This is a genomic window from Streptomyces sp. NPDC048521, assembly GCF_043199855.1.
Lineage (GTDB): Bacteria > Actinomycetota > Actinomycetes > Streptomycetales > Streptomycetaceae > Streptomyces.
The window spans coordinates 360,252-378,702 of sequence record NZ_JBICWR010000006.1; the positions used below are offsets into that span (position 1 = coordinate 360,252).

Here is an 18,451-nt window from a genome sequence, read left to right on the forward strand (position 1 = left end):
GAGCGGTACGGCGATGACGGCTCACCCCCTCTTCGACATCGGTGGCCGCACGGCCCTGGTCACGGGCTCCAGCCGGGGCATCGGCCTCGCGCTGGCCCGGGGCCTGGCCGAGGCCGGCTGCACGGTGGTCCTCAACGGGCGCGACGGCGACCGGCTGGCCGAGGCCGCGGCACAACTCCCCGGTGAGGTCCGTACGGCGGTGTTCGACGTGACCGACGGTCCGGCCGTGGCCGCCGGGATCGCCGATGTCGAGGAGCGGGTGGGCCCGCTCGACATCCTGGTCAACAACGCGGGCATGCAACTGCGCGCGCCCCTGCTGGAGTTCGCCGACTCCGACTGGCACCGCATCCTGGACACCAACCTCACCAGCGCGTTCCTGGTCGGCCGGGAGGCCGCCCGGCGGATGACGGAACGCGGCCACGGGAAGATCGTCAACATCTGCTCGCTGCAGAGCGAGGTGGTCCGGCCGGGCATCGCGCCGTACGCGGCGACCAAGGGCGCGCTGAAGATGCTCACCAAGGGCATGTGCGCGGACTGGGGGCCGTACGGCGTCCAGGTCAACGGACTGGGGCCCGGCTACATCGAGACCGAGCTGACCCGGCCCCTGGTCGAGGACGAGGAGTTCAGCGCGTGGGTGCGCCGGCGCACCCCGGCCGGCCGCTGGGGCCGCACCGAGGACCTGGTGGGCGGGCTGCTCTTCCTCGCCTCGCCCGCGGCGGACTTCGTCGGCGGACAGGTGCTGTACGTCGACGGCGGCATGACGAGCGTGTTGTGAAAGGGGCGGCGGGCATGCTGGGCTGCGTGATCCACGGGGCCGGTGATCTGCGGGTGGAGCAGCTGCCGCCCCCTCAGGCCGGGCCCGGCGAGGCCCTGGTGGCCGTCCGCTACGGCGGGGTGTGCGGGTCCGACCTGCACTACTGGCGGGACGGCGGGGTCGGGGACTTCCGGCTCCGGGAACCCATGGTGCTCGGGCACGAAGTGGTGGGGACGGTGGTGTCCTACGGCCCCGCGGCCACCGGTCCCGTGCCGGGTACGGCGGTCGCCGTGCACCCGGCCACGCCGTGCGGGGTCTGCCCCGAGTGCGCCGACGGGCGGGCCAACGTCTGCCGGGACACCCGGTATCTGGGCAGCGCCGCCCGCTCTCCGCACGTCCAGGGCGGGTTCGCCGCGCAACTGGTCGTACCGGCGGGGCAGTTGAGGGCGCTTCCGGACGGGCTGGGGCTGCGGCGGGCCGCGCTCGCCGAACCGCTGGCGGTGGCGCTGCACGCGGTGCGGCGGGCCGGGGACGTGTCCGGCCGGCATGTGCTGGTGACCGGGGCCGGGCCGATCGGGTGCCTGGTGGTCGCGGCGGCGAAGGCGTCCGGTGCGGCACGGGTGACGGTGACGGACCTGGTGCCGCAGGCGCTGCGGTACGCGGCCGTCGCCGGGGCCGACACGCTCGTACGGGCCGACGATCCGGACGACTCCGGGTGGCCCGAGGAGGTGTGCGTGGCCGTCGAGGCGTCGGGGGTGGCGGCCGGTCTCGACACCTGTCTGCGGCTGGTGCGGCGCGGGGGTGTGGTCGTCCAGCTGGGGATGCTGCCGCCGGGTCGGAGCGCGTTCGCCGGAAACCTGGTGGTGAGCCGGGAGATCGAGCTGCGCGGGGCGTTCCGGTTCGACGCCGAGTTCGACGGGGCGCTCGAACTGCTGGCGGCTCGGGGCGAGTTCGACGGGCTGATCAGTGCGGTGGTTCCCGTGGGGGATGCCGAGGCCGCGTTCGCGCTGGCCGCCGACCGGGGTCGGTCGTGCAAGGTTTTGCTTCAGTTCTGAGGGCGGTGCGCCGGGTTCGGTACCACCGGTCACCGCCGTTGTGGCTGAGCCCCGTCGCGCCGGGCAACGGGAGCGGGCGAGCGGACGTCAGGGGCGCCACAGTGGGTGCTCCCGGCGCGCCCACTCCTGGCTCACCGTCCCCGTGCGCAGGCCCCTTCTCGCCTCCGGGTCGCCCAGGGCCATGCCGATGTGGCCCGCGAGGACCACGCCGATGGTCAGGGCCAGCCAGTCGTGGACGAAGGTCGCCGAGGTGCGCCACATCAGCGGCGTGAGGCGGGTGAACCACATCATCAGGCCCGTGCCGAGCATGACCAGCGTCGCCCCGGCGATCCACGCCGAGTAGATCTTCTGGCCGGCGTTGAACTTCCCGGCCGGGCGCGAGGCGTGCCGTTTGTCGCGGCGGAGGGCGGCGCGCAGCCAGAGCCGGTCGTGCGGGCCGAAGCGGTTGAGGAAGCGCAGGTCGGTGCGGAAGGCGCGGGAGGCGAGGCCCAGCAGGACCGGCACCGGCAGCGCCAGGCCCGCCCACTCGTGGACGCGGACGACCAGTTCGCGGCGGCCCACCATGACCGCCAGCTGCGGGATGTAGAGGACGGCCGCGGTCACCACGCACACGCCCATCAGTGCCGCCGCCGCGCGGTGCACCCACCGTTCGCCCCGGCTGAAGCGGCGGACCCGGGCGCTCGGCGGGGCCGTGGCCTCAGCTCGTAGGCTCATCGGTCCGTCCGTTCGAGCGGCCGACCCAGGCGTCGACGTCGTACCCGAGGTTCTCCCAGTAGCCGGGCTGCACCCGGTCGGTGACCGTGATCCGGGAGAGCCATTTGGCCGACTTGTAGAAGTACATCGGGGCGACGTAGAGGCGGACGGGGCCGCCGTGGTCGTGGCCGATGTCCTTGTCCTGCATGCGCAGGGCGACCAGGACGTCCGGGCGGAGGGCCTGGTCGAGGGTGAGGCTCTCGGCGTAGGTGCCGTCGAAGCAGGTGAAGCGCAGCGCCTTGGCGGAGGCGCGGACCCCGGCGGCGTCCAGCAGGTGGGAGAGGCGGACGCCCTCGAAGGGGGTGCCGGGGACCCGCCAGCCGGTGACGCACTGCACGTCCTTGACCAGCCGGGTCTGGGGCAGGGCACGCAGGTCGGCGAGGGTGTAGCCACGCGGGTGGTCGACCAGTCCGTCGATGGTGAGGCGGTAGTCCGCGGCGCTCTTGTGCGGGACGGAGGCGGCGACGGAGTAGTAGCGGAAGCCGCCGCCGTTGGGCAGCAGGCCGGTCAGGCCCGTGGGGTCCTTGCCGGCGACGGTGCCGAGGAAGCCTTCGAGGCCGCGCTGGATCGGGGGCGCGGCGACCACGCCGAGCGCGCCCAGGCCGAGGGTGCCCAGGAAGACGCGCCGGCCGATCGGCCGGCCGCCCTGCTCCTCGGGTTGTTCAGAGTTCACGTGTTCATTCGAGCACTCGGGGCCGCGCGCGGCCAGGGATCGGGGTCGCCGGTCAGACTTCCGTCATCACTTCTTACGTACGTCTCGGAAGGCCGTACGTCTCGGCAGGCTCGGCGCGGATCGCCGCACGTGCGTGTCCGTCACTGCCCGAGCGCGCGGGCGCGGGCCGCGTCGAAGGCCGCCACGGGGTCGCGGTGCGCGTACGACCAGGGAGCCGGGGTGGCGTGCTCGCCGATGCGCTGGAAGAGGGCCGCCGCCTCGGCCGGGCGGCCGGCGCAGGACAGGGCGAAGGCGAGGTGGTTGAGGTCCAGGTGGCGGCGCGGGTGCTCGTCGTGCTCCCACTCCAGCCACCAGTCGAAGGCGGCGTGCAGGAACCGGCGGACCCGGGGGCCGGACCAGTGCCCGGAGGCGGCCGGGTCGGCCGGGGCAAGGCCGGTGGCGGCGAGGACCCGGTAGCGCTCGGCGTACGCGACGACCGGGAGGACGGCCAGCGGGGAGTCGGCGGGGGCCTGCGCGGCGGCCAGCTCGGCGAGGTCGTACACCTCGTGCGCCTCTGCCCGGCCGCCCGAGGGCCGTTCGGCGAGGCGGGCGATCAGCAGGTGGTGGGCGTGGTGGTGCTCGGGGTGGCGGCGGCGCAGTTCGGTGAAGGTGCCGAGGACCTCGCGCTCCGGGCCGCGGGCGTGGGCGAGCAGCAGCAGGCCGAGCCAGGGGGTGGGGTCGGCGGGGGCGAGTGCGGCGGCCGTGGTGCAGGCCTCGCGGGCTCGGTCGGGGTCCTCTTTGCCGCGCAGGGCACGCTGGACGAGGGCCAGGGCGTACAGCGCGGCGGCGTCGGCGGATCCGGGCTCGGCCCGCACCCAGTCCTGTGCCCAGGCGGCGGCGTAGGGTTCCCGCGCGAGCACGGTGAGGCGGTGGCCGCGGCGGTCCCAGTCGTCGCCGGTGTGCCGCAGCAGGGAGCGGGCGGCCTGCCGGCGGCCCTGGGTCAACGCGGCCCGGGCGGTGCGCAGTTCGGCGTCGTCGAGGGCGTCGTCGAAGGCGCCGCGGTCGTCCGGGGCGGTGTCGCCGGACGGGTCCGTGGAGGCCCGGCGAGCGCCGAGCAGAGGCGGGATTGGGGGCACCGCGGGACTTCCTGTTTCTCGGGCTGCCATCGACCGATCACTCACAGCAAACCCGGAGCCAAGGATCACGTCAAGCGGAACCGGGGTGTTCACGACTTCAACCTCCGTGCCGCGAGAGGCACTTGAGGAGCCGGCGGGCAGGGCGGCGGTCCCTGTTCAGCGGATCCGGGCGGATTTCTGTGGCGTACGCCATGGCGCCGGGCGGCCCGGCCACGGACGATGGCCGGACGGTCCCGCCGCCGCCCCCGATCCCCCTGTGACCGACCGGGCGGCGTGACCGAGTCAACCGCCCGGTTCCGGGTACTCTCCGGGTCATTGCCGTCTCGGAGCGCTACAGTCGGCCACTACGCTCCGTGGTCCGGCCGGATGAGCGAGGTACGCAGCGTGTCCGTTCTGGTTCTCCTTCTCGCCGTGGGTGCGGCCTGCTGTCTGGGTTTCGGGTTCGTGCTCCAGCAGAACGTGGCGCAGCGGGCACCGCTCAACGACTTCCTCTCGCCCCGGCTGCTGCTCGACCTGATGCGGGTGCCGCGCTGGCTGGGCGGCCTCGGTCTGATGGTGGCCGGCATGGTGCTGGGTGCCATCGCGCTCGGCAAGGGGGAGATCTCCCTGGTCGAACCGCTGCTCGCGACCAATCTGCTGTTCGCCCTCGCCCTCTCCCGCCGGCAGACCAGACAGCCGCTGGGCCGCCAGGGCTGGGGTGGACTGCTGCTGCTCGCGGGAGGGGTGAGCGCGTTCATCATGGCGGGCGAGCCGCGCGGCGGCAGCGTCGTCGGCGATCCGCTGCGGCACTGGCTGATCATCGGCGCCATGGTGGGCGCGGCGCTCGTGCTCACGGCGTACGCCAAGCGCTCCCGGCTGAGCTGGGGCCCGGTACTGCTGGCCACCGCCGCCGGGCTGCTGTACGGCGTGCAGGACGCGCTGACCCGGGTGAGCGGCACGCTCTTCGCCGAGGGCGGCTTCGCGGAGCTGTTCACCGGCTGGCAGCCGTACGGCGTGCTGGCGTGCGGGGTCACCGGGCTGATCCTGGTGCAGAGCGCGTTCGAGACGGCGCCCCTGCGGATGTCGCTGCCCGCCCTGACCGCGGCCGAGCCGCTCGCCGGGATCCTGTGCGGGGTGGGGTTCCTCGGTGACCGGCTGCGCACCGACACCGGGGCGCTGGCCTGGGAGGCGGCCGGGCTCGCGGCCGTGGTCGCGGGCATCGTGCTGCTCGGGCTGCATCCGGCGATGCCGTGCGGTCCGGGGGAGGCGGAGCCCGAGCCCCGGGACCTGCAGCGGCGCTGAGCCCGCCCGCCCACCGGCGCCGGGTGCGCCTGCTTGGATGAGGGCATGAACCCTGCTGACGAGATCCTCGACATCGTCGACGAGAACGACCAGGTCATCGCCCAGTACCCGCGCGGCGAGGCGTACGCCCGCGGGCTGCGCCACCGCTGCGTGTTCATCCAGGCCAGGGACGCGGCCGGCCGGCTCTTCGTGCACCGGCGCACGGCGACCAAGCTGGTGTTCCCGGCCCTGTACGACATGTTCGTCGGCGGGGTCGTCGGGGCGGGCGAGTCCTACGACGAGGCGGCCCTGCGGGAGGCCGAGGAGGAGCTGGGCGTCAGCGGACTGCCGCGGCCGGCGTTCCTCTTCAAGTTCCTGTACGAGGACGGGGCCGGGCACAGCTGGTGGTCGGCGGTGTACGGGGTGCGCTGCGAGCTGCCCGTACGGCCCCAGGCGGAGGAGGTCCAGTGGTACGACTTCCTGCCCGAGGAGGAGGTCGAGCGGCGGCTCGGACAGTGGGAGTGGGTGCCGGACGGGCTGGCCGCGTACGAGAGGCTGCGGGCGTTCCGGTCCGCCCGGTGAGGCGCCGGTAGGGTCGTCGGCGTGAGCGAATTCGTGCGGAACATCCGGCTGTGGTTCGCGCCGGACCAGGTGCGGGAAGAGGGTGGCACGCCCGACTACCGGTTCTCGCTGGCCAACGAGCGCACCTTCCTCGCCTGGCTGCGGACCGCGCTCGCGCTGATCGGCGGCGGATTCGCGGTGGACCAGTTCCTGCCGGACCTGCGCTGGGCGTGGCGGGCCGGTCTCGCGCTCGCGCTGCTGGGGGCCGGTGTGCTGTGTTCCCTGCGCGCGGTGAACCACTGGGTGCGCTGCGAGCGGGCGATGCGGCGCGGTGAGGACCTGCCCGTGTCCCGGTTCCCGGCACTGCTGAGCCTGGTCGTCGCGGTGGTGGCCGTCGCGATGGTCTTCGTGGTGCTCGTCGGATGGGAGGGGTGAGCCCCACGGACGGGGACCTCGGCCCCGCGGACCGGGACCGCGGGCTCACGGACAGGGACCGCGGGCTCACGGGCGAAGCCCACGAGCACGCAGAGCGGAACCCCGAGCACACGGGCCGAGACCCCAAGCACGCAGAGCGGAACCCCGAGCACACGGGCCGAGACCCCAAGCACGCAGGGCGGAACCCCGAGGACGCAGGCGGAGACCCCGAGCACACAGGACGGAACCCCGGACACACGGGCGAAGACCCCGAGGACGCAGGCGAAGACCCCGAGCACACAGGACGGAACCCCGGGCTCACAGGCCGGGACCCCGGGCTGCAGCCCGAGCGCACTCGGCTGGCCTGGCGCCGCACGACCCTGTCCGCCGCCGTGGCCGCCGTACTCGCGGTGAAGGCCGGCCTGCACAGCGGTTCGGCCACCGGGATCACCGTGTGCGCGGTCTGCTGCGCGCTGTGGCTGGCCTTCCTCCGGGTCGCCCACGACCGCATCCGCGTCCTGGCCTCCGGCGCCCCGCCGCCCCCGCTCGCCGCCCGCCGTGCGACGGCGGCCGCCCTGTGCGCGGTGGCGATGGCGGCGTGCGCGGTCGTGCTGGTGGTCTGACCCGCGCGCTCCGGGCGCCGCCCCCCTCGGTCTCCCGGTCCACGGTCACGACGATCTCGCCGCGGGTACGGACCTCCTGGTCCAGCCGGTGCGCGTCCGCCGCGCGCTCCGGCGGGAACGCCTCCTGGGCGTGCACGGACACCACGCCCTGTCGGGCCGGCCGGGAGCTTCGCCACGTCGCACCTCGCGCGCCACGCAACCGTGATGCCCCGATATGTGCCGTTCGCGTGGCAGCCTGTCCGTCGTCAACACCCCGTACCTCGAAGGCGAGCACCATGACCACCCTTCACCAGGAACACTCCGCGCACGGGACACACGACCACGGTCCGGACTGCGGGCACCCGGCCGTACCGCACGGCGACCACCTCGACTACGCGCACGACGGCCATCTGCACCGGGAGCACGAGGGCCACTGGGACGAGTGCGAGCCGGCCGGCCACACCGCGCACGCGGGTCATGAGCACGTGCACCACGACACGTGCGGGCACGCCCAGGTGCGGCACGGCGACCACGTCGACTATCTGCACGACGGACACCGGCACGCCGAGCACGGCGACCACTGGGACGACCACTGACCCTGCCGGAGCGCAGACCGACGGCCCCCCGGCGGCACAGCAGGGGGCCGTCGGCCTATGGTGGCTCCGGTCACGTTTCGCGCCGCGTTCCGTGCATGCACTGGACGACATACCGACCGGTCGGCATCATGAGTCGGGTCTCTTGTTCACCCGTTCGTAGGAGTGCCGTATGAGCACCGACCACCCGCCCGGACTCGACCTGGACCGGCTGCGCGCCCTGCTCGACCGAGAGCGCCCCGGTCTGGTGCACGGCCCCCTGACCGGCCGGCTGATCGAGGGCGGACGGTCCAACCTCACCTACGCGCTCTCCGACGGCACCTCGAAGTGGGTCGTCCGGCGGCCCCCGCTCGGTCATGTCCTCGCCACCGCGCACGACATGAAGCGCGAGCACCGCGTGATCGACGCCCTGGCCCCGACCCGGGTGCCGGTCCCGCGGCCGGTCCTGCTGTGCGAGGACGAGGAGGTGCTCGGGGCGCCGTTCTACGTCATGGAGTTCGTCGAGGGCACCCCGTACCGCACCGCCCAGCAGCTCGCGCCGCTGGGTGCGGAGCGCACCCGGAACGCGGTGCTGTCCCTGGTCGACACCCTCGTGGAGCTGCACTCCGTGGACCCCGCCGAGGTGGGCCTGGAGGACTTCGGCCGCCCGGAGGGATTCCTGGACCGGCAGCTGCGCCGCTGGGGCAAGCAGCTGGACGCCTCGCGCAACCGCGACCTGCCCGGCATCGACGAGCTGCACGCGGCCCTGGGCCGGGACCTGCCCCGCTCCCCCGCCCCGGCGGTCGTCCACGGCGACTACCGCCTCGACAACGTCCTGATCGGCGACGACGACCAGATCAAGGCGATCCTCGACTGGGAGATGTCGACGCTCGGCGATCCGCTGACCGACCTGGGGCTGCTGGTGATGTACAGCCGGCCGCTCGGCATGCCCGACTCCCCCGTCTCCACCACCGCCGAGGCCCCCGGGCACCCGTCCCCGCAGGAGCTGATCGAGCGGTACGCGGCGCGCTCGGGACGCGACGTCTCGGCCGTCTCCTGGTACACGGCGTTCGCCTGGTTCAAGCTCGCCGTGATCCTGGAGGGCATCCACTACCGGTACACGCTGGGCCAGACGGTCGGGCGGGGCTTCGACCGCATCGGCGAACTCGTGCCCCTCTTCATCGACCACGGACTGACGACTCTCCAGGAAGGCTGACCGGACATGGACTTCGCGTTCGACGCGCGCACCGAGGAACTGCGCGCCAGGCTCCTGGCCTTCATGGACGAGTACGTCTATCCGGCCGAGGCGGTCGCCGAGGAGCAGCGGGCCGCGCTGGCCTCGCCGTGGGACACCCCGGCCGTGGTCGGGGAGCTGAAGGCCGAGGCCCGCAGGCAGGGCCTGTGGAACCTCTTCCTGCCCGACGCCGAGTACGGCGCCGGGCTGACGAACCTGCAGTACGCGCCGCTCGCCGAGATCACCGGCCGCTCCCCGCACCTCGCGCCGACCGCGACGAACTGTGCCGCGCCCGACACCGGGAACATGGAGGTGCTGGCGCAGTTCGCCACCGTGGAGCAGAAGAAGCAGTGGCTGGAGCCGCTGCTGGCCGGTGAGATCCGCTCGGCGTTCGCGATGACCGAGCCGGACGTGGCCTCCTCGGACGCCACCAACATCACCACCCACATCGAGCGGGACGGCGACGAGTACGTCGTCACCGGCCGCAAGTGGTACATCTCCGGGGCGATGAACCCGGACTGCAAGATCTTCATCGTGATGGGCAAGACGGACCCGGAGGGGGCGGACATCCGCCGCCAGCAGTCCATGGTCCTGGTCCCGCGCGACACCCCGGGCGTCACCGTCAAGCGCGCCATGCAGGTGTTCGGGTACGAGGACCACTCGCACGGCGGCCACGCCGAGGTGGTCTTCGACCACGCGCGCGTGCCGGTGTCGAACCTGATCGGCGAGGAGGGCGGCGGCTTCGCCATCGCCCAGGCCCGGCTCGGCCCCGGCCGGATCCACCACTGCATGCGGCTGATCGGCATGGCCGAGCGGGCGATCGAGCTCATGTGCCGGCGGGCCGTCTCGCGTACCGCGTTCGGCAAGGCGCTGGCCCAGCAGGGTGTGGTCCAGAACTGGATCGCCGACGCGCGGGTCACCGTGGAGCAGCTGCGCCTGCTGGTGCTGAAGACGGCCTGGCTGATGGACACCGTCGGCAACAAGGGCGCCCACACGGAGATCCAGGCCATCAAGATCGCCACCCCGCGTGCGGTGGTCGGCATCCTGGACCGCGCGATCCAGCTGCACGGCGCGGGGGGCGTGAGCCAGGACTTCCCGCTGGCCGAGCTGTACGCGAGCGCCCGCACCCTGATGCTCGCCGACGGCCCGGACGAGGTGCACCAGCGGTCGCTGGCGCGGCGGGAGCTGAAGAAGTACGTCTGAGGACGGATCGGCACGGGGCGGCCTTCCTGGAGGGCCGCCCCTCGCACGGCGCCATCGGCCCGGTTCTCCGGCGCCGGTCCGCTTGCCGTCAGCGCCTCGACGCCCGCTGCTTCTCCCTGTCCCCGAGCACCGTTGAGTGCGCGGCCGGTCTGTGATGTCGTACCTCTTCCGGAACCGGCCCGGCGGGCCGGCGGAGCGTCGAGTGGGGGAAACGTGACGGACCTGCGGGGTGACCCGGAGTGGAGCAGGGCCACCGAGTCCCGGGTGACCTTGGAGCGGCTGCTGTCCGTCGTGGGCCCGGGAGTCCTGGAACTGGACACGGCACCGGCCGGACTGGCGGTGCCCGTCGGCGGCGTCGGCGTACTGGACCCGCTGGACCCCGAGATCAGGCCAGGGGTGCTGTTACTCGCTGTCGGCGTCGACGCGGGATCGGCCCAGGCGCTGGACGTGGTGCGCCGGGCCGGCGCCGCGGGGGCCACCGGAGTGGTGTTCGGCCCCGACCGCCCCGACCGGGCCGCCGGTGCCCTGCGGTCGGTCGCCGAGGAGGCCGGCGCGGCGGTGCTGTTCCGCACCGCCTGGTGTCTGTGGGACCAGTTGGTGGGCGTGCTGCGGGCCGGGCTGGCCTCGGCGGGGGTGCCGCCGGTGCCTGCACCACCCGGACCGGCCCTGGGTGACCTCGACGGCCTGGCCGATGCGGTGGCCGCCCTGGTCGGCGGCTCGGTGACCATCGAGGACACGGAGTCCCGCGTCCTGGCGCACTCGTCGACCGAGGAGCACGTGGACGAGATGCGCCGGCTGACCATCCTGGGGCGGCGCGTGCCGCCCTGGCGGGTGGCCGCCATGCGGGAGGCCGGGCTGTTCCGCGCCCTGTGGACGACGGACGACGTGCTGCACCGGCGGGCCCAGGGGGACGACCCGGAGCGCCTGGTGTGTGCCGTCCGGGCGGGTGGCGAGGTGCTGGGGTCCGTCTGGGTGGCCGCGGTCGCCGGCCGCCCCCTGGCCCCGAACGCGGCGGAGGCGCTGCGCGCGGCGTCCCGGGCGGCCGCCGCCCACCTGCTCCACCATCGCACCCGCGGCGCCGACAGCCGTCAGGTGGAGGACGCGGCGCGTGCGCTGCTGGAGGGGCGCGGGTCCGCCGAACTGCTGGCCGAGCGCATGGCGTTGCCGGCGCAGGAGCCCTGCGCCGTGCTGGCCGTGGGCCTCGGCAACGCCCCCGGGCCGGCGCCCTCCGAGGACCCGTCGAGGATGTACGGCCTGCTCAGCCTGCACTGCAGCGCGCTCGGCCACCGGATGGTGGTGGTACCGGCGGGCGGCAGGGCCCTGGTCCTGGTGGGCGCGCTGGCCCGGGACCCGCGGGCGGCCCGTGAGCAGGTGACGACACTCGGGACGTCACTGGCCGCACAGTTGTCGGCCACGACCGGCAGGCGGGTGGGAGTCGGACTGGGCGAGGTGGTCCCGGCACTGGCCGCGGCAGCCGGGTCACGCCGGGACGCCGAGCTGGCTCTTCGGGCCCTCGCCCGCGCGGAGGACGCCCGCACCGTGGCGCGGGTCGAGGACGTGGCGGACACGATCGGCATCCTCCAGGTGGTCGAGGCGCTGCGGGACCTGCGGCTGCCGCCGGGAACCTCGGTGGAGCGGCTGGCCGCGTCCGACGCCGAGCAGGGCGGACGCCTCGTGGAGACCCTTGCGGCCTACCTCGACCACTTCGGCGACGTGTCCGCCGCCGCACGCAGCCTCTCGCTCCACCCCAACAGCCTGCGCTACCGGCTGGGCCGGATCGCCAAGGTCTCCGGGCTCGATCTCGACAGCGCGGACGCCCGCCTGCTGGCACAGCTGCAACTGCGGCTGCGGGACCAGGACGTGAGCCCGGGACCGGAACCACCGGCACGGCCGTGACGCCGTGCCGGCCGGTCCGTCCTTCGTCCGCCCGCACCAACGCAGGGCGCCGTTCTCGTCGGCGCCCACAACGGCGCGGCCCGCGTGGTGCGGCGGTGCCGCCCGGCGACCGTCGGGGGGTGGCGGCCTCTGCCGAACCGACGAAGACGGCCGCCGGACGCGGCGGACAGTCTGGGACCACGCCCGGGGACCACTCCCCCGGGCCTCGCGATCCCGACTCCGGAAGGCTCACCATGACCGCTGTGACCCCCGCCGCCGCGCGGCGTGAACGCATCCTGCAGGAGGCCGTACGGCAGGGACTGCTGGACCCCGAAGAGGCCCTGCTGGCCGCCTTCGTCGACCTCGACGGGGTCGCGGCGACGGTCGGTACCTTGCACGACGCCTTCCCCGGACCGCCGGAACTCCCGGGCGTCCTGCACACGTTCGCCGCGAAGGCCAACTGCCTCGTGCCCGTGCTCAGGGAGCTGGCCCAGCTCGGCATGGGCTGCGAGGTCGCGACAGCGGGCGAGCTGGCCCGGGCGCTGGCGGCCGGTTTCCCCGCCGACCGGATCGTCTTCGACGCTCCCGCCAAGACCCGGGCGGAACTGGAGCGCGCCCTGGCTCTCGGGGTGACCGTCAACGCGGACAACTTCCAGGAACTGGAGCGGATCGACAGGGTCCTCGCACGCCGCGCCTCGACGTCCACGATCGGGGTGCGCCTCAACTGCCAGATCGGCGGCGGCACCATCGCCGCGATGAGCACGGCCACGAGCACCTCGAAGTTCGGCGTCCCGCTGACGGACCGGGGCAACCGGGAGCGGCTGCTACGGGCGTTCGGCGAGTATCCGTGGCTGACCTGGGTGCACACGCACACCGGATCCCAGGGCTGCCCCCTCGACCTCATGGCCCGCGGGGTGGCGCAGGCGGTGGAGTTCGCCGACCAGGTGGAGGCGGCTTTCGGCCCGGGCCGGGTCACGGGCATCGACATCGGCGGCGGGCTCCCCGTCAACTTCGCCGACGACGAGGTCACCCCCACCTTCTCGACGTACGTCGAACAGTTGCGGGCCCACGCCCCGAAGCTCTTCGAGGGCCGGTACCAGGTCGTCACCGAGTTCGGCCGCTCCGTCCTCGCCAAGAACGGCTTCCTGGCCGCGTACGTCGAGTACACCAAGAGCGCCGGGGGCCGTCCGATCGCCCTCACCCACGCGGGCGTGCAGGTCGCCACGCGTACCGTGTTCAACCCCGACGCCTGGCCGCTGCGGATCGAGGCGCACGACGGGAACGGCACGGCCAAGCGGGGGCGGCCCGTGCGCCAGGACGTCGCGGGTCCCGCCTGTTTCGCCGGCGACCTGCTGGCACGCGACCGCGCGCTGCCGCCGCTCGAGCCCGGCGACCTGGTCGTCGTCCCGGACACCGGCGCCTACTACTTCTCCACGCCGTTCCACTACAACAGCCTGCCCGAACCGGCGGTGCACGGCGTCCGCGTGCTCGCGGACGGCCGGATCGACTTCACGCTCATCCGTCCCGCGCAGGACCCGTGGCGGCTGTCGGACCGGGACGGCATGAGCAGGCCGCCCCGGGAACCGGTGGGCGCCCCGGCCCGCGGCGCCAGGTGAGGAGCCCGAGGGTGTCCCGGCCCGACCGCACGCGGCCCGAACGGAACGGGCCGCTCCTCACTCAGCGCGCCGCCCTCGTGTTCCTCTTGGCCGCACTGGCCGGTGTCGGTGCCACCGTCCTGGCGGCACTGGCGGGCAACCCGTGGCCGGTCGCGGTGAGCGTGGGCTGCGGCGCGGCCGCCACGGCCGTGCTGTTCTTCAAGGAGATCATCGGCTAGCGGGCGGGCCGGGCACCACTGCTACGGCCGCAGCGCCCGCAGCAGCAGGTCGGCGAGGTGGTCGGCGACCTGCTGGGGGGTGAGGGGGCCGTCCGGGCGGTACCAGGTCGACAGGTGGTGGACCGAGCCGAAGTGGTAGTCCACGACCAGGTCGGCGGGGGTGGCCGTGGAGAAGACGCCCGTCTTCTGGCCCTCCTCGATGAGCGCGCGGAAGCGTTCGTGGTAGCGGCGGCGCTCGGCGCGGACCTGCTTGTTCTTCTCCGGGCTCAGCTGGTGCATCGAGCGGAAGAAGATCATCGCGTCGTCGAGGTGCTCGATCGTCGTGACCACGACGTCCGCCGCCGCGGCTCTGAGCCGCTTGTCGACCGGCTCGTCGGCGTCCGCGAACGCGTCGAGACGCTCCTGCTGGATGCGCAGCATGCGCGCGTACACCTCGTGCAGGAGGTCGTCCTTGGAGCCGAAGTAGTGGTACAGCGCCCCCTTGGTGACGCCGGCCGCCTCCACGATCTCCTGCACGGAGGTGCGGTCGTAGCCCTGCTCGGCGAAGAGCCGCGTGGCGGCGGCCAGCAGCCGCTGCGGAACCGGCGTCCCGTCTCCGTCCGTCGTCCTGGGCACTGCCGCCACCTGCCTTTCCTCGTCGCCTACTGACCGGCGTCGCTGTCGTCGTGCGCGCGGGAACGCAGTTCCCGCCGGAGGATCTTCCCACTCGCCGTCTTGGGCAGGTCGGGCAGGATCTCCACCTGGCGCGGGTACTTGTAGGCGGCCAGTCTCTCCTTGCAGTACGCCGCGAGGTCGTCCGGGTCCGTCTCGGCGCCGGGGCGGAGGCTGATGTAGGCCTTGACGGTCTCCCCACGGTAGCCGTCGGGGACCCCGACGACGGCCGCCTCGCGCACCGCCGGGTGGGTGTACAGGACGTCCTCGACCTCGCGCGGCCACACCTTGAAGCCGGACGCGTTGATCATGTCCTTCTTGCGGTCGACGACGTACAGCCAGCCCTGCTCGTCCATGAAGCCGATGTCGCCGGTGCGCAGCTCGCCGTCCGGGAAGGTCTCGGCGGTCGCCTCGGGGCGCCGCCAGTAGCCGGGGACCACCTGGGGCCCGCGGACGACGATCTCGCCCTGCTCGCCGAACGGCACCTCCGCGCCCTGTTCGTCCACGATCCGGACGAGCGTGTCCGCGCCGGGCAGGCCCACGGACAGCGTCCCGGAGACGGGATCCACCGGCGCCTCCAGACCGGGCGGGACGGAGGCACAGGGGGCGGTGCACTCGGTGAGGCCGTAGCCGACCCGGATGTACGGCCCGAAGCGCTCCCGGAACCGCTCCACCAGGGCCGGGGGCACGGGGGCGCCGCCGGAGGAGATGTTCAGGAAGGAGGCGAAGTGCTCGCGGGTGACGTCCGGGTGGGCGGCGAGTGCCATGAAGGCGGTGGACGGGCCGACCGTGTAGTGCGGGTGGTGCTCGGCGAACGCCTCCAGGACGACCCCGGGCTCGAAGCGGTAGGTGAGCACCAGGGTGCCCGCGCTGTTCAGGCAGGCGCCGAACTGGCAGACCATCCCGGTGATGTGGAACAGGGGGGCGAGCGCGTAGTAGACGGGTGCCTCGGGCAGGCCGAGCCCGGTGCGCTGCCGCTCGGCGTTGTGCATGATGTTGCCGTGCGTGTTGGTGGCTCCCTTGGGGGTGCCGCTGGTGCCCGAGGTGTAGCTGATCAGCGCGATGTCGTCCGGGCGCGGCGTGCGGCCACCGGGGGCCTTGCCGCCCTGCCGGGCGACGGCCACGAGGTCGTCGGCGTCGGGCGCCTGGGGCAGCCGCTCGAAGGCGAGGACGCGCGGGTCGTCGCGGGTCTGGAAGTCCCGCTCGCAGCCCGTGAGCACGATCCGTACCGGCGAGTCGGCGGCGGTGTCCCGCAGGTAGGCCTCCCAGGCCCGGTCGGAGCAGATCAGCGCCGCCACCTCGCCGTCCCGCAGGACGTGCGCCACCTCGGCCGACTTGTACATGGGGTTGACCGGGACGACGGTCGCGCCCGCCTTCCAGGCGCCGAGCAGGGCCAGGACGAAGTGCGGGGAGTTCTGCAGCAGCACCGCGACCCGGTCGCCGCGCTCCAGCCCGCGCGCGGCGAGGTGGGAGGCGACGGAGTCGCTCAGCTCGTCCACCTCGCGGTAGCTGAGCCGGGCGTCGAAGTAGGCGAGGAAGGTCCGGTCGGGCGCTTCGGCGACCGCAGCGCGCAGGGCATGCACCAGCGAGTCGGCGGGGTCCACCGGTCCGCGCTGGACGTCGTCGAGGAGGGCCAGCCAGGGGCGGGCCGCGTACCGGGAGGCGGTCACCGGGCGGCCTCCCACTTCTGCTGGAGGTGGTTCATGCCGGCCAGCCAGCGGTCGGTTGTGGCGGCCCGCGCCCGGTAGTACTCGGCGACCTCGGGGTGCGGCAGGATCAGGAAGCGGTCCTCCTCGATGCCCCGGAACAGGGCCTCGGCGACGTCCTCGGGCTCGATCGCGGTCGGCTGGAGCACCAGGTCGCCCGCGCTGCCGGTGGCGGCCAGCATGTCGGTACGGACACCCTGGGGACAGATGGCGTGCACCTCGACCCCCCGGTGGCGGTACGTCAGCGACAGCCACTCCGCGAAGGCCAGCGCGCCGTGCTTGGTCACGCTGTAGGAGGGGGCGCCGATCATGGTGAGGAGCCCGGCGGCCGAGACGGTGGAGACGAACCGCCCGCTGCCCCGCTCCAGCCAGTCCGGCAGCAGCTCGTGGGCCGCGCGGACGTGCGCCATGACGTTGACGTCCCAGGACAGCGCCCAGGACTTCTCGTCGAGGGGTTCACCGGCACCCGGGTCCTCGAAGGCGACGCCGGCATTGGCGCAGTAGACGTCCACGGTCCCGCCGAGCGCGTCGCGGGCGTCGCCGACGATCTCGGAGGCGTCGCCCGGCACGGCGATCGCGCCGATCTCCCCGGCCACCGCCTCGGCCCTCACGGCGTCCAGGTCATTGACGACCACCCGGGCGCCCTCGGCGGCGAACCTGCGGGCCAGCGCGGCCCCGATCCCACCGCCCGCCCCGGTGACGACCACTCCCGCATCCTGCACGGCTTCCACCATCGGTCTCCTTCGACACGACATGCGCGCGGCGCGCCTCGACTCTCCGGCCCAGACTAACCAGTCGGTATGTACCTGGGGAAGGGCCGACACCCAGGACGCGGGGAACCGCGCGACAGGCCACGATCGGCCCGCAGCCTGTCACACTGCCCGCGGGAACGCTCACCGTGGAGGTCACCTACATGCGCCTGTCCAGAAGAGCCCTGCTCGCAACGGCCACTGCCACGGCCTCACTCGCGGCGACACCGGCGGCGACAGCCGCCCCTCGCCTGCGCACCGGCTTCGAACAGCTGGCAGCCGACGGCTACGCACTCCTCTCCGGTCAGAAAGCGGGGATCGTCACCAACCCCACCGGCATCACCCGGGACGCCCGCCACATCGTCGACGTCATGCACGCCGACCCCCGCGTGGAACTGACCGCCGTCTTCGGCCCCGAGCACGGCTTCCGCGGCACCGCCCAGGCAGGCGGCTCCGAGGGCCGCTACGACGACCCCGCGACCGGCCTGCCGGTCTACGACACGTACCTCAAGAGCGGCCGCCCGCTGGCCGACGTCTTCACCGCCTCCGGCGTCGACACGATCGTCTTCGACATCCAGGACGTGGGCGCCCGCTTCTACACGTACATCTGGACGCTCTACGACTGCATGGAGGCGGCCCAGCTCGCGGGCAAGAGGTTCGTCGTCCTCGACCGGCCCAACCCGGTGACCGGACGCGCCGCCCAGGGACCGGTCCTGCACAAGGAGTTCGCCACCTTCGTCGGCCGGCAGCCCATCGCACAGGCGCACGGGATGACGGTCGCCGAACTGGCCCGATTGTTCAACGGGGAGTTCCTGAGCGCACCCGTGCCGCTGGAGACCGTGCCGATGACGGGCTGGAGGCGCACGCAGTTCTACGACGCCTCCGGACTGCCGTGGGTGCCGCCGAGCCCGAACATGCCGACCCCGGACACGGCGCTGGTGTACTCCGGCACCTGCCTGTTCGAGGGCACCAACCTCTCGGAGGGGCGGGGCACCACCAGACCCTTCGAACTCCTCGGCGCGGAGGGCATCGACGGACGCTGGGCCGCCGCCGCGAACGGACTCGGGCTGCCCGGCGTCCGGTTCCGCGAGGCGTACTTCGCGCCCACCTTCTCCAAGTTCCAGGGCAAGACCGTCGGCGGGGTGCAGATCCACGTCCTCGACCGGGCGGCCTACGACCCGGTGCGCACCGGCATCGCGCTGCTGGCGACCGCCAAGCAGGTCTGGGACGGCTTCGCCTGGCGGCCGGACAACTGGATCGACAAGCTCACCGGCTCCACCCGGGTACGCCGGATGATCGACGCGGGCGCCGGCACCGACGAGGTGACCGGCGCCTGGCAGGAGGAGCTGGCCGCGTTCCGGCGGACGCGAAAGGAATATCTCCTCTACCGGTAGGCGCGGTGTATGGCCAACCTTGCCCCGCGGCAGGACGATGCCTGCG

The 18,451-nt window shown here is 73.5% G+C and carries 19 protein-coding genes; 13 read left to right on the forward strand and 6 right to left on the reverse strand.

Translation table 11 applies throughout. The features are described 5' to 3' along the window. Positions 1-13: 13 nt before the first annotated feature. Positions 14-775 (forward strand): SDR family oxidoreductase, encoded by a 762-nt coding sequence (locus ACGFRF_RS17510; protein ID WP_393740707.1) that lies wholly within the window; start codon positions 14-16, stop codon positions 773-775. Between the two features lie 14 nt (positions 776-789). Continuing rightward, complete coding sequence (locus ACGFRF_RS17515; protein WP_393740709.1) at positions 790-1,809, forward strand: L-idonate 5-dehydrogenase; 1,020 nt, start codon at positions 790-792, stop codon at positions 1,807-1,809. Positions 1,810-1,896: 87 nt separating this feature from the next. On the opposite strand, the gene ACGFRF_RS17520 is transcribed toward ACGFRF_RS17515, so the two are convergent. From ACGFRF_RS17520 to ACGFRF_RS17530, 3 genes are all read right to left on the reverse strand, one after another. Then, on the reverse strand, positions 1,897-2,523 hold the full coding sequence (locus ACGFRF_RS17520) for a cytochrome b/b6 domain-containing protein (protein WP_393740711.1): 627 nt from the start codon (positions 2,521-2,523) through the stop codon (positions 1,897-1,899). Further along, positions 2,507-3,235 (reverse strand): molybdopterin-dependent oxidoreductase, encoded by a 729-nt coding sequence (locus tag ACGFRF_RS17525; protein ID WP_393740713.1) that lies wholly within the window; start codon positions 3,233-3,235, stop codon positions 2,507-2,509. The genes ACGFRF_RS17520 and ACGFRF_RS17525 overlap by 17 nt, the downstream gene beginning before the upstream one ends. A 140-nt stretch (positions 3,236-3,375) precedes the next feature. Further along, on the reverse strand, positions 3,376-4,350 hold the full coding sequence (locus tag ACGFRF_RS17530; RefSeq protein WP_393740715.1) for a hypothetical protein: 975 nt from the start codon (positions 4,348-4,350) through the stop codon (positions 3,376-3,378). Positions 4,351-4,734: 384 nt separating this feature from the next. On the opposite strand from ACGFRF_RS17530, the gene ACGFRF_RS17535 reads away from it, so the two are divergent. The 10 genes from ACGFRF_RS17535 to ACGFRF_RS17580 all read left to right on the forward strand — a co-directional run bounded on the left by ACGFRF_RS17535 (position 4,735) and on the right by ACGFRF_RS17580 (position 13,905). After that, positions 4,735-5,631, forward strand: coding sequence for a DMT family transporter (locus ACGFRF_RS17535; protein WP_393740717.1), 897 nt, complete (start codon positions 4,735-4,737; stop codon positions 5,629-5,631). Between the two features lie 45 nt (positions 5,632-5,676). After that, complete coding sequence (locus ACGFRF_RS17540; protein WP_393740718.1) at positions 5,677-6,192, forward strand: NUDIX hydrolase; 516 nt, start codon at positions 5,677-5,679, stop codon at positions 6,190-6,192. Positions 6,193-6,213: 21 nt separating this feature from the next. Beyond that, entirely contained in the window at positions 6,214-6,606 is a 393-nt protein-coding gene (locus ACGFRF_RS17545) for a YidH family protein (RefSeq protein WP_393740719.1), read from the forward strand. A gap of 317 nt (positions 6,607-6,923) precedes the next feature. Then, positions 6,924-7,208 carry a DUF202 domain-containing protein gene (locus ACGFRF_RS17550; protein ID WP_393740884.1) on the forward strand — a complete coding sequence of 95 codons (285 nt, stop codon included), beginning with the start codon at positions 6,924-6,926 and terminating at the stop codon, positions 7,206-7,208. A 275-nt stretch (positions 7,209-7,483) separates the two neighbouring features. Further along, on the forward strand, positions 7,484-7,783 hold the full coding sequence (locus ACGFRF_RS17555) for a hypothetical protein (protein ID WP_393740720.1): 300 nt from the start codon (positions 7,484-7,486) through the stop codon (positions 7,781-7,783). Between the two features lie 169 nt (positions 7,784-7,952). Next, positions 7,953-8,975 (forward strand): phosphotransferase family protein, encoded by a 1,023-nt coding sequence (locus ACGFRF_RS17560; RefSeq protein ID WP_393740722.1) that lies wholly within the window; start codon positions 7,953-7,955, stop codon positions 8,973-8,975. Between the two features lie 6 nt (positions 8,976-8,981). Beyond that, positions 8,982-10,196, forward strand: coding sequence for an acyl-CoA dehydrogenase family protein (locus ACGFRF_RS17565; RefSeq protein ID WP_393740723.1), 1,215 nt, complete (start codon positions 8,982-8,984; stop codon positions 10,194-10,196). Positions 10,197-10,409: 213 nt separating this feature from the next. Beyond that, complete coding sequence (locus ACGFRF_RS17570; protein WP_393740725.1) at positions 10,410-12,092, forward strand: helix-turn-helix domain-containing protein; 1,683 nt, start codon at positions 10,410-10,412, stop codon at positions 12,090-12,092. A 233-nt stretch (positions 12,093-12,325) separates the two neighbouring features. Next, the gene (locus ACGFRF_RS17575; RefSeq protein ID WP_393740727.1) at positions 12,326-13,687 is read left to right on the forward strand and encodes a diaminopimelate decarboxylase; all 1,362 of its coding nucleotides are present in this window, start codon (positions 12,326-12,328) and stop codon (positions 13,685-13,687) included. An 11-nt stretch (positions 13,688-13,698) separates the two neighbouring features. After that, positions 13,699-13,905 carry a hypothetical protein gene (locus ACGFRF_RS17580; protein WP_393740729.1) on the forward strand — a complete coding sequence of 69 codons (207 nt, stop codon included), beginning with the start codon at positions 13,699-13,701 and terminating at the stop codon, positions 13,903-13,905. A 21-nt stretch (positions 13,906-13,926) separates the two neighbouring features. Here the strand turns inward: ACGFRF_RS17580 and ACGFRF_RS17585 are convergent, their stop codons facing one another. From ACGFRF_RS17585 to ACGFRF_RS17595, 3 genes are read right to left on the reverse strand one after another with little or no spacing between them, the layout of a single operon-like run. After that, on the reverse strand, positions 13,927-14,520 hold the full coding sequence (locus ACGFRF_RS17585) for a TetR/AcrR family transcriptional regulator (protein ID WP_393740730.1): 594 nt from the start codon (positions 14,518-14,520) through the stop codon (positions 13,927-13,929). A gap of 26 nt (positions 14,521-14,546) precedes the next feature. Beyond that, positions 14,547-16,226 carry a class I adenylate-forming enzyme family protein gene (locus tag ACGFRF_RS17590; protein WP_393740732.1) on the reverse strand — a complete coding sequence of 560 codons (1,680 nt, stop codon included), beginning with the start codon at positions 16,224-16,226 and terminating at the stop codon, positions 14,547-14,549. Next, positions 16,223-16,996 (reverse strand): SDR family oxidoreductase, encoded by a 774-nt coding sequence (locus ACGFRF_RS17595; RefSeq protein ID WP_393740734.1) that lies wholly within the window; start codon positions 16,994-16,996, stop codon positions 16,223-16,225. The genes ACGFRF_RS17590 and ACGFRF_RS17595 overlap by 4 nt, the downstream gene beginning before the upstream one ends. A 179-nt stretch (positions 16,997-17,175) precedes the next feature. On the opposite strand from ACGFRF_RS17595, the gene ACGFRF_RS17600 reads away from it, so the two are divergent. Next, on the forward strand, positions 17,176-18,405 hold the full coding sequence (locus ACGFRF_RS17600) for an exo-beta-N-acetylmuramidase NamZ domain-containing protein (RefSeq protein ID WP_393740886.1): 1,230 nt from the start codon (positions 17,176-17,178) through the stop codon (positions 18,403-18,405). Positions 18,406-18,451: the final 46 nt, after the last annotated feature.